Here is an 11,129-nt window from a genome sequence, read left to right on the forward strand (position 1 = left end):
ACGGTTCAAAAGAAATGGAAAAACTCCATGAACATTATTTAACCACTCCCAGTATGGGTGGAAAAGCCTGGGAAAATGCTCATGCGGAATCGTTGAATGGTATTCTCAAAAACGAATACATAGATTTTAGACATATGGATCTAACATTAACCGAGGCTCAGAGAATGATAAAAAAGGTGGTTTATTTATACAACAATGAGCGGCCACATGGTTCACTAAAGAATAAAAAACCACAAGAATTTGTAAACTTTGTTCAGCACTTAACTACTGAACAAAGACCAATATTAAAGATTAATTATTAACCTGAAAAAAGGCAACCATATTCAGGCAAGCTCAAACATTAAACCTTAATCCTTAAACATTAAACCTTTAAACTATAAACTATGAGTACACAAAACAATTTTTCGACCAATGCCCTTCATGCGGGCCACGACGTGAGTGCTAACGGAGGAACCAGGGCAGTCCCTATTTACCAGTCCTCTTCTTACGTCTTCAAAAATGCCGATCATGCGGCCGATCTGTTTTCCCTGGCCGAACCCGGATTCATCTACACCCGCATCAACAATCCCACAAATGACATCTTGGAACAACGCCTGGCTGCCCTGGAAGGCGGAATCGCGGCGGTGGTAACTGCTTCGGGCACCGCGGCCATCAATACCACCCTGCTAACACTTTTGAAAGCCGGGGATCACATCGTGGCCTCGAGCAGCCTTTACGGAGGAACCTATAACCTGCTGAGCGTGACCCTGCCGCGGCTGGGGATCAAGACCACTTTTGTTGATCCTTCCAATCCCGGGAATTTTTCAGAAGCCGCACAGGAAAACACCCGCGCATTTTTCCTGGAATCCCTTGGAAACCCCAAACTGGATGTACCCGATCTTGAGAAGATCTCACAGCAGGCAAAACAGCATAAAGTGCCGCTTATTGTTGACAATACAGTCGCTTCCCCGGCGCTGCTGAATCCCATTGCACACGGTGCCGATATCGTCATCCACTCCCTTACCAAGTACATCAACGGTAACGGAACAGCGCTTGGAGGTGCCATTATAGATGCCGGAAATTTTGATTGGGCAAACGGTAAATTCCCTGAATTCACAGAACCTTCTCCCGGGTACCACGGACTCATCTATCACGAGGTGCTTCAGGAAGCTGCCTTTATCGCCAAAGTGCGAATTGAAGGTCTGCGCGATCACGGTGCGGCGCTGAGTCCGTTCAATGCCTTCCAGATCTTGCAGGGGCTGGAAACCCTGGAGATCAGGATCAAAAAGCACAGCGAAAATGCCCTGGCCCTGGCTGAATGGTTGCAGCAGCAGGAAGAGGTGACCTGGGTTAATTATCCCGGCTTAAAAGACAGCAAGTATTACGAGCTTGCTCAGAAATACCTTCCAAAAGGTCAGAGCGGAGTGGTAACTTTTGGAGTCAAAGGAGGATATGAGGCCGCGAAGGTGATCGCCGATGAAACTAAGCTGTTCTCCCTGCTGGCCAATATAGGGGATACCAAATCACTGATCATCCACCCGGCCAGTACCACCCACCAGCAATTGAATGAGGGACAGCAGGCATCAACAGGCGTTACAAAAGACCTGGTGCGTTTGTCAGTGGGGCTGGAAGATCTGGAAGACCTGAAGGCGGATCTTAAAAATGCCTTTTTGAAGATCACACAAACAGCAGCTTTAAAAGAGGCTTAGGGGAAATCGATAAGGGATATTCGTGTCGAATAATGATTGTTCGTTTTTTTGCTTGTCCAAAAAAACGAACCAAAAAAAGGATGCTTTTTTGATAGGTGTTTCCAATTTCACTTCCGTAAAATTGGAACCGCGCTCACCCGGCTAAATTTTTTCCAAGGCTTCAAAAATTTTTAACGCCGGGAGAGCACTACACTCACAAAAAAGATCTTTTACAAGAAGGTTTTGTCGACGCCCATATTATCAGGTTCACCAAAATAAAGGTGAAGCACTTTTCAGAAAGTTTCTTTTAAATTTTTAATAATATGCTAAATACAGTTTTATTAACTCATTTCAATAACTCAGCAGGAACAGTTCAGGAGATCCCGGTGTATTTTGAAATTTTTGGTCCTTCTTTGGGAACGGCACCTGTGGTTTTGGTGAACCATTCCCTTACCGGGAACTCTGAGGTTACCGGAAGCCAAGGCTGGTGGAAAGAAATTGTGGGGCCGGGAAAAGGTATAGACACCAGCCTCTTCACAGTGCTTTCTATCAACGTTCCCGGAAATGGGGCGGGAGGAGAAAATGATCTCCTGAAAAATTATTCCGAATTCACTCTGGCGGATATAGCTAAAATATTTCTCGAGGTTCTAAAGGAGCTGAAAATTGAAAGACTTTACGCCATTATTGGCGGATCTATTGGCGGCGCCCTGGCCTGGGAAATGGCAGCTTTAAACCCCGCCCTGGCCCAAAATATAATTCCCATAGCAGCCCACTTAAGAACTTCTGATTGGGTGCGGGCACAGTGCAAGGTGCAGGAGCAAATTCTGAATAATTCGGCAGATCCCGTGCATGATGCCCGGCTTCATGCCATGACCCTGTACAGAACGCCACAGTCGTTTGCGGCAAAATTCCGAAGAAATAAGAATGAGGGAAACGGTCTTTTTGAGGTGGAAAACTGGCTTTTGCACCACGGGAAGAAACTGCGGGAGCGGTTTCATCTTTCTGCCTATAAGCTCATGAACCATCTGCTCACCACCATAGACATCAGCCGGGGGAGCGGGGACCAAATAGCGGCAGCAGCGAAGATCGAGGGAAAGATCCATATCATAGGAATAGATTCAGACCTCTTTTTTACTTCCGAAGAAAATCGGGCAACCTACAGGGAGCTCAAAAAGGTCAAAAAAGAGGTCTTTTATTCAGAGATGGTTTCCCCGCACGGGCACGATGCTTTTCTTATCGAATATGAGCAGCTTGAATGTATGCTCAGCCCAATTTTTAAAACAAATAATTCAGTCAAAAATGAAGAAGATACACATAGTGCTGTTTGGAACAGGTAATGTTGGCAGCAGTTTGATCCAACAGATACTAACAGCCGGGGAACACCTTAAGGAGCAGGAAGGCCTGGAGTTAAAGATTCCCGTGATCGCCAATTCCACGACCGCTTTCTTTCAAAAACATAACCAAAAACCATCCTGGGAAACCGATTTTAAGGTATTCGGTTTTCCTTACCAGTTACAAGATGTGCTGGATTACGTAAGGGAGCAGGAATATGAAAACCTTGTTGCCGTAGATGCCACGGCCAGTGAGGAGTTTGTAGATAATTATCTTACCCTTGTCAAGGAAGGTTTCCATATCGTGGCGGCGAACAAGGTGGCCAACACCAGGTCTTCGGCCTTTTATGAAGAACTGCGGAAAACTCTCAGGAAGAACAACAAATTTTTCCTGTATGAAACGAATGTAGGCGCGGGACTGCCTGTGATCGAGACCCTGCGGAATTTTCACCGTTCCCATGAAGAGGTGACCAGGATTCGGGGAGTATTTTCGGGTTCCCTGAGCTATATCTTTAATACCTTTTGTGAAGAGGAAAGAGCTTTTTCTGAAGTGCTTTCCGAAGCATCTGAAAAAGGCTTTACAGAACCCGATCCGCGGGTGGACCTTTCAGGAAAAGACGTGGGCAGAAAACTGTTGATCCTGGGCCGGGAACTCGGCCTGAAAAAGGAATTGCACGAGGTGGTCATTCAGGACCTGGTCCCAAGACATCTCAACGGGAGTTCCAGCCTTGAAAACTTTCAGAAGAAAAAGAAAGATCTGGACCTGGATTTTCTTCAGCTAAAGAATCAACTGAAGCAGGATGAGGTGATAAGACATGTGGGCGAACTGGATATGAAGACGGGGAAGCTGGAGGTGAAACTGTCACGGGAGAAGAAAACCTCAGCATTGGGCAGCCTTCAGCATGCCGACTCTTCTTTTGAGATCTTTACCAAATCCTACGGAGAGCAGCCGGTGGTGATCAAAGGTGCCGGAGCTGGTGCCGCGGTGACGGCGCGCGGTGTTCTTACAGATTTGATTAAATTAGCCGAAAAATTACCCTCATGAAGATCCAGCTTAAAAGACTGAACGATAATTACCATTTTGAAACCGTGAACGAGCGTGGCAATGTGATCCACCTCGACAACAAGAGCGAACCCAATCCGCAGGGGGCAAGCCCCATGGAGTTACTGCTTATGGGAATTGCCGGATGCAGTGGGATAGACATTGTGATGATCCTGAAAAAACAGCAGCTGGAGATCAAGGATCTTAGAATGGATGTGGAAGGCTTTAGGAAAGATGACGGCACCGTGCCCAACACCTTTACCCGCATTCACGTGAAGGTTTACCTGGAAGGCGATATCCCGGCGAACAAGGCCCAGCGTGCCGCGGCACTTTCTTTTGAAAAGTATTGTTCTGTAGCCATGATGCTTGAAAAAGCGGCTGAGATCACCTATGATGTTACCGTAAACGGAAAACCGGTGGAGTAATTTCCGGCACCACGCCCCATGAAAAAATTACTTGCCTGCCTGCTCTTCATTTCCGGAAACTGGCTCTTTGCCCAGGAAGACCGGCAATATTCCGTAGAGGCTAATTATTTCTACGGAAATATAGTAGAGCACAGTCCGGCGATCTCTCATCTCATAACGCATTACCCGGAAGGGGTGCTGCTTAGCTTCAGCAAAAAGACCTTTGGCGCCGAGGCCTGGGAGAGAAGGTATAACTATCCTGAGCTGGGAGTGACCTTCACTTACCAGGATCTTAAAAATCAATATTTAGGTGAGAATTACGGGCTATACGCTCATATGGGCTTCTATTTTCTGAAAAGGCACCTTTTGCTGAAGGTGGGGCAGGGGCTGGCCTACGCCACCAATCCTTATGATCCTGACACCAATTACCAGAACAACGCCTTTGGCTCGCCGGTACTGAGTACCACCTACCTGAGCGGAAATTTTCTATGGGAAGATATTTTTGAGGGCCTGGGATTTCAGGCCGGGATCTCCCTCATCCATTACTCCAACGCCGATTTCATCTCGCCCAACAGCAGTACCAATACCGCGGCGGTCAATATAGGCATGAACTATTTGCTGGGGCATGAAAAGGAAATAAAATATGTACCAAAAGAGAAGGAGGGAAAATATACAGAACCCGTTCATGTAAACATGGTGCTGCGCAGCGGGGTGAATTCGGCGCGCATCATTGGTACCGGTTCCTTGCCTTTTTTAACTCTTTCAGCCTATGCAGATAAGCGCCTAAGCAGAAAAAGCACACTACAGGCAGGTACTGAAATTTTCTTTTCCCGGGCAATGGAAGAATATATTAACTACCATGCGGCTGCCTTCCCCGAAGGTGGAACTACGGGTGAGGAAGACGCGAAAAGGGTGGGGATCTTTGCCGGGCATCAACTTACTTTCCACAAAACCTCGGTCCTAACACAATTAGGATATTACATCTACTATCCATACGAACGCTTTGTGGACCAGGTTTACAACAGGGTAGGCCTTCAAAGGGAGCTTTATAAAGATCTTTTTGCCTCGGTGACCGTGCGCTCGCACGGGGCTAATGCCGAGGCAGTTGAATTTTCAATCGGGTACAGGTTATGAAAAAGGCAAATTTCTTCAGATTTCTTTTGTTGATGTTGCTGTTTGCGGCCTGTGATTCCCCAGATGCCCCCGAATGTCTCACGGCTCCCGGAAAGATCATCCAAAAAGAGGTGAATGCAGCCCCTTTTTCGCAGGTGGTGGTTTACGGAAAGATCAAGCTGTTCATTGAGCAGGGACCCGGGCAAAAGGTCATTATCGAGGCAGGAGAGAATCTGTTTGAACAGGTGTCTGCGGAAGTAGTGGAAGGAAAACTGGTTTTGGAAGACCTGAGTTCCTGTACCTTTTTTCAAACCACCTATGAGCCGAAGGTGCATGTGACCATCCCTAATTTAACTTTTATAGAAAACGCGGGAAACCGAATGATCGAAGGTGTCGGCACCCTGGAATTTCCTTCGATAAGGTTGCGGTCAAATAATTACGACAAAAACCCGGAAGTCTACACAAACGGCGATTTCAGGTTCGATCTTATCTCCAAGAACATTTACGTGAGCGGCGACGACTTCTCCAATTTCTACCTCACCGGCAGTACCGACTATTTGGTGGCGCAGTTCTGGGCGGGAGACGGCAGGCTGGAAGCGCGCGAGCTGGTAGCCGACAGCATAAGGATCTTTCACCGGGGTACCAATAAGATGATCCTTAATCCGCAGCAGTCATTAAAAGGAGAGATCAGAAGCACGGGAGATGTGATCTCGGTCAACCGACCCCCGGTGGTGGAGGTGGAGTCCTTCTATACCGGGAAATTGATCTTTGAATAGCCTATTCTAAACCTAACAGGTTTTGGAAACCTGTTAGGTTTGGTGGATTCCACCCACGAGATATAACCCTTTCAGGGTTTCAAACCCTGAAAGGGTTGTGATCAAATAAAGTTTTAGTGTCAAACCTATTCTCTCTCCAGCGTCAATTCCGAAAACAAATTCTCTAAATTCTTGTTCTTCCTGTTAAGCTGCAGGGTTTTTAACCCGTGGTCGTGCGCGAAATCGAAAACCGCAGGACGCATGTCTTTTTGAGTTTCAAAAACCAGTTCATAGACGAAGCCGCCGGTGTTCATTATTTCTGTTAAATGAGGCAAACGCTTGAGGGCAACTTCCTCGATCCTGTAGTCAAATTCCACTTCAATGATCTGTACCTGCTCATCGCGAAGGGCGGCCAGCTTTTTATCGGCTACTATTTTTCCTTTGTTGATGATGATCACGCGTTCACACAAAGCTTCCACTTCACGCATGATGTGAGTGGAGAGGAAGATGGTCTTCTCCTTCCCGGTTTCCCTGATAAGGTCCCTGATCTCCACCAGCTGATTGGGATCGAGCCCAGTAGTTGGCTCATCCAGGATAAGCACTTCGGGGTCGTGCAGCAGCGCATTTGCCAGGCCCACTCTTTGGCGGTAACCTTTGGAAAGCTGTTCGATCTTCTTGTTGGCTTCGGGCAAAAGACCTGTCTGTTGGATCACCTCTTCGATACGTGATTTAGGAATCTTATAAATAGAGGCATTAAATTCGAGGTACTCCCGCACGTACATTTCAGGGTATAACGGATTGTGCTCGGGGAGGTAACCAATGCTCTGCTGTGCTTTAAGCAAATCTTTCTCGAGGGAAAATCCATTTACGGCGGCTTCACCTTCCGAAGCATCCAGGTATCCCGTGAGTATCTTCATTAAAGTAGATTTTCCCGCTCCGTTAGGTCCCAAAAATCCGACTATTTCCCCTTTTTCTATGGAAAAGGAAACCTCATCCAGCGCCTTCTGCTCCCCGTAATACTTCGTAATTCCCTTGACTGAAATGGACATGCGATTGCTTTTTTCAAAAGTAGTTTAAGTTTTCTAAAATCAGAAACAGGAATGCTGCAAACGTTATAGTTTAAATTTCAGCTAAAATGGTTTTGTACTTTCAGATTAAATTCTACTTTAGTCGTTCAGAAAAACAACAATGACAAAACGCATCTGGCAAACCTGGTTTTATTTTTATTTCTATTCAGGAGATAGGATCGGGAGTGTCGTATAATGATATCAATTTTTATAACTCAAATCCCGATGTTTTCATCGGGATTTTTTTTTGAAGAATATGAAAGAAAAAGTGGCCATACAGGGGATAGCAGGTTCTTTTCACCACCAGGTGGCGAGGGAATATTTTGGGAATGAAGTGCAGGTAGAGGAGTGCATGACCTTTCAGTCGGTTATCGACAGCTTGAGGTCGGGCACTTCAGAAAAAGCGGTAATGGCCATTGAGAATTCCATCGCAGGCTCTATTTTGCCCAATTACGCGCTCATCGATGACAATGAGATCAGCATCACCGGTGAACATTACATACCCATTCAAATGAACCTGATGGCGGTGCCGGGACAAAGCATTCAGGAAATAAAAAAAGTATATTCCCATCCCATGGCGCTGCTGCAGTGCAAGGAGTTCTTCAGGCATCATCCCCACATCAAGCTCATTGAGGATGCAGATACTGCCTCGGTTGCCAAAAGGATCTCAGAAAATGGCAAAAAAGGAGTCGCCGCTGTGGCAAGTTCGGCAGCTGCGGAACTTTTTAACCTGGAGATCATAGAAAGGAACATTCATACGGTAAAAAGCAATACCACGCGGTTCCTGATCCTTTCAGCAACAGCGAAGGAACAACAGAGCGATAAGGCTTCGATCAAGTTCGTGATGGAAAGCAGGCAGGGCAGCCTGGTAAGCGCTCTAAATATTCTGAGGGATTATGAGCTGGACATGACCAAGATCCAGAGTGTGCCGGTGATAGAAATGCCCTGGAAGTACGCTTTTTTCATAGATGTAATTTTTACAGAGCCTGATAATTTTAAAAAGGCGATGCAGATCCTGGAGCTGATGACAGAACAGCTGAAGGTGCTGGGGGCTTACAAGAATGGAAATGCAGCCGGAAAGAGAGATAGACGATTGGCATTGGTGGAACCTAGAGAATAAAGTGCTGTAAAAGCCGTATTTTTGCAGCCGGTAATGATGGGATAACTGAAGGCTGCTGTTCGTTAAATATTATCCCGCAGAATTAAATTTTTGACAGTAGAATAAAATGGAGAATAAAAAGGAATTAAGAAACTGGCTGGATGCTTTCGGGCTTACTCACCCACTTGTTATCGCCGGCCCATGTAGCGCCGAGACCGAGGAACAGGTGTTGAAGATCGCGCATGAGCTAAAGGATACGGATGCAACTGTATTGAGAGCAGGAATATGGAAACCCAGGACCAGACCGGGGAATTTTGAAGGAGTGGGAGCCCTGGGATTAAAATGGCTTCAGAAGGCCAAAGAAGAGACCGGTATGCTCACCACTACAGAGGTGGCCAATCCCACTCATGTTGATCTGGCGCTCAAACACGATATTGATATCCTATGGATAGGGGCGCGAACCACGGTTTCTCCTTTCATTGTACAGGAGATCGCCGACGCGCTGAAAGGAACAGAAAAGGTAGTGCTGGTGAAAAATCCGGTGAACCCGGACCTTTCTTTGTGGCTTGGAGCGGTGGAAAGATTGTACTCCAGCGACATCAAAAACCTGGGGGTGATCCATCGTGGGTTCTCGACATATGAAAAAACCCGCTACCGGAACAATCCCGAATGGCAAATTCCCATTGACCTGCAGACAAAGTTTCCTGATCTTCCCTTGATCCTGGATCCTTCCCATATTGCGGGGAACCGCACCTCTATTTTTGATCTTTGTCAGACCGCCCTTGACCTGAACTACGACGGACTCATGGTAGAGACCCATTACGATCCCGACAATGCCTGGAGCGACGCGCAGCAGCAGATCACGCCGGCTACATTGGTGCAGTACATGAAAGATCTTAAGATAAGAAAGGAGATCTCTGAAAGTCAGGAATTCCAAACAAAACTTCAAAATCTGAGGGCGATGATCGACATTGCCGATACCCAACTTCTGGATGTTTTGTCACGAAGAATGAAGATAGCTGACGAAATAGGAAAAGCGAAAAAAGATCAAAACGTGGCTATTTTGCAGAATCAGCGCTGGAACGAGATCCTGGGGAAAATGATCCTGGAAGGGGAGCAGAACGGCTTGAGTGAAGAGTTTATTTTGCGCATTTTCAAGGCGATCCATCAGGAATCCATCAACCATCAGAAAAAAGTAATTAGCGAATGACTTCAGGATTTCGCATTTTTGTAACATGACAGGAACAGTTTATAAATCCACCGGAAGCTGGTACCAGGTAAAGTCTGACGAAGGGAAATTCTACCAGTGTCGCATTAAGGGTAAGTTCAGGATAAAGGGCATAAAAAGCACCAATCCTGTTGCCGTAGGGGACCGGGTGGAATTTAAGCTGGAGGATAATCCTTCCGAAGAGGAAGAAACCGGCGTGATCACCGGCATAAAAGACCGGGAGAATTATATCATCCGCAGGTCTGTGAACCTGTCAAAACAGACTCACATCATTGCCTCCAATATTGACCAGGCCTTTTTGCTGGTCACCCTTAACAATCCGCCCACTTTTACCACCTTTATAGATCGGTTCCTGGTGACTGCGGAAGCATACGGCATAAAAGCCATTCTGCTTTTTAACAAGATCGATACTTATAAGGACGAGGAACTTGATGAGGTAAAATATCTCGCCGCCATGTATCGCAGCATTGGGTATGAATGCCTGGGGACATCTGCAAAGACCGGTAAGAACGTTGACAAGGTGAAGGAGATGATGAAAGACAAAACCAGCATGATCTCGGGCCATAGCGGTACGGGTAAATCTACCCTTATCAATACCATTGAGCCGAAGCTGGATCTCAAGACGATGCATATCTCGGAGCAGCATCGGCAGGGGCAACATACCACTACTTTTGCGGAAATGTTCGATCTTGACTTTGGTGCACGCATCATTGATACTCCCGGAATAAAAGGTTTTGGGGTGGTGGATATTGAAAAAGAGGAACTGGGAGATTATTTTCCGGAATTCTTTGAGCGGAAGCAGGATTGCAAATTCAACAACTGTCTGCATTTAGATGAACCGCAATGTGCAGTAAAAGAAGCTTTGGAGGCCGGGGAGATCCCCTGGTCGCGATATAAAAGTTACCTGCAGATCATCAAAGGCGAAGAAGATCAAAGTTACCGAATAGATAATTACGAACAGGAATGAGAGTAGTATTACAGCGGGTTTCAGAAGCATCGGTAACCATAGAAGGAAAAGTAAGATCAGAAATAGAAGAGGGACTTTTGATCCTCCTGGGAATAGAAGAAGAAGATTCGGAAGAAGATATCAAATGGCTCTGCGGAAAGATCGCGAAAATGCGAATTTTCAATGACGTTAATGGTGTAATGAACGATTGCCTGCTGGATGTAGACGGAGATGCCATAGTTGTGAGTCAGTTCACCCTGCATGCCGGTACAAAAAAAGGCAACAGGCCCAGCTATATAAAGGCTGCCAAACCTGAGGTAGCTATACCATTATACGAGAAATTCGTGAAGAGGCTGGAACAGGAATTAGGAAAATCCGTCGGCACAGGAGAATTTGGCGCCGATATGAAGGTGAGGCTGTTGAATGACGGGCCGGTAACCATCTTGGTGGATTCGAAGAACCGGGAATAAATTTGGG

Annotated in this window: 12 protein-coding genes; 11 read left to right on the forward strand and 1 reads right to left on the reverse strand. The window is 46.4% G+C overall.

Annotated elements, in window-relative coordinates; translation table 11 throughout:
* The 7 genes from BLS64_RS12060 to BLS64_RS12090 form a co-directional block, all read left to right on the forward strand.
* On the forward strand, positions 1-302 hold a 302-nt coding region (locus tag BLS64_RS12060; RefSeq protein ID WP_143019316.1), incomplete at its 5' end, for an integrase core domain-containing protein.
* Positions 303-383: 81 nt separating this feature from the next.
* The gene (locus BLS64_RS12065) at positions 384-1,688 is read left to right on the forward strand and encodes an O-acetylhomoserine aminocarboxypropyltransferase/cysteine synthase family protein (protein WP_093113896.1); all 1,305 of its coding nucleotides are present in this window, start codon (positions 384-386) and stop codon (positions 1,686-1,688) included.
* Positions 1,689-1,990: 302 nt separating this feature from the next.
* Positions 1,991-3,004, forward strand: coding sequence for an alpha/beta fold hydrolase (locus BLS64_RS15335; protein WP_093113894.1), 1,014 nt, complete (start codon positions 1,991-1,993; stop codon positions 3,002-3,004).
* A complete protein-coding gene (locus tag BLS64_RS15340) occupies positions 2,967-4,043 on the forward strand; it encodes a homoserine dehydrogenase family protein (protein WP_093113893.1) in 1,077 nt (358 codons plus the stop codon). Before BLS64_RS15335 ends, BLS64_RS15340 begins: the two co-directional genes overlap by 38 nt.
* The gene (locus BLS64_RS12080; RefSeq protein ID WP_093113892.1) at positions 4,040-4,465 is read left to right on the forward strand and encodes an OsmC family protein; all 426 of its coding nucleotides are present in this window, start codon (positions 4,040-4,042) and stop codon (positions 4,463-4,465) included. The genes BLS64_RS15340 and BLS64_RS12080 overlap by 4 nt, the downstream gene beginning before the upstream one ends.
* An 18-nt stretch (positions 4,466-4,483) precedes the next feature.
* Positions 4,484-5,578 (forward strand): acyloxyacyl hydrolase, encoded by a 1,095-nt coding sequence (locus tag BLS64_RS12085; RefSeq protein WP_093113890.1) that lies wholly within the window; start codon positions 4,484-4,486, stop codon positions 5,576-5,578.
* Complete coding sequence (locus BLS64_RS12090; RefSeq protein WP_093113889.1) at positions 5,575-6,333, forward strand: head GIN domain-containing protein; 759 nt, start codon at positions 5,575-5,577, stop codon at positions 6,331-6,333. Before BLS64_RS12085 ends, BLS64_RS12090 begins: the two co-directional genes overlap by 4 nt.
* A 125-nt stretch (positions 6,334-6,458) precedes the next feature.
* On the opposite strand, the gene gldA is transcribed toward BLS64_RS12090, so the two are convergent.
* Positions 6,459-7,361 (reverse strand): gliding motility-associated ABC transporter ATP-binding subunit GldA, encoded by a 903-nt coding sequence (gldA, locus tag BLS64_RS12095; protein ID WP_093113887.1) that lies wholly within the window; start codon positions 7,359-7,361, stop codon positions 6,459-6,461.
* A gap of 274 nt (positions 7,362-7,635) precedes the next feature.
* Here gldA and BLS64_RS12100 point away from each other — a divergent pair, with 274 nt between their 5' ends.
* From BLS64_RS12100 to dtd, 4 genes are all read left to right on the forward strand, one after another.
* Positions 7,636-8,499 carry a prephenate dehydratase gene (locus BLS64_RS12100; RefSeq protein WP_093113886.1) on the forward strand — a complete coding sequence of 288 codons (864 nt, stop codon included), beginning with the start codon at positions 7,636-7,638 and terminating at the stop codon, positions 8,497-8,499.
* Between the two features lie 106 nt (positions 8,500-8,605).
* Positions 8,606-9,688: a bifunctional 3-deoxy-7-phosphoheptulonate synthase/chorismate mutase type II gene (locus tag BLS64_RS12105; RefSeq protein WP_093113884.1), complete on the forward strand. Its 1,083-nt coding sequence runs from the start codon at positions 8,606-8,608 to the stop codon at positions 9,686-9,688.
* A 25-nt stretch (positions 9,689-9,713) separates the two neighbouring features.
* The gene (rsgA, locus tag BLS64_RS12110; protein WP_093113883.1) at positions 9,714-10,673 is read left to right on the forward strand and encodes a ribosome small subunit-dependent GTPase A; all 960 of its coding nucleotides are present in this window, start codon (positions 9,714-9,716) and stop codon (positions 10,671-10,673) included.
* Positions 10,670-11,122, forward strand: coding sequence for a D-aminoacyl-tRNA deacylase (dtd, locus tag BLS64_RS12115; protein ID WP_093113881.1), 453 nt, complete (start codon positions 10,670-10,672; stop codon positions 11,120-11,122). Before rsgA ends, dtd begins: the two co-directional genes overlap by 4 nt.
* Positions 11,123-11,129: the final 7 nt, after the last annotated feature.

It is taken from the genome of Salinimicrobium catena (assembly GCF_900102915.1).
Taxonomy (GTDB): domain Bacteria; phylum Bacteroidota; class Bacteroidia; order Flavobacteriales; family Flavobacteriaceae; genus Salinimicrobium; species Salinimicrobium catena.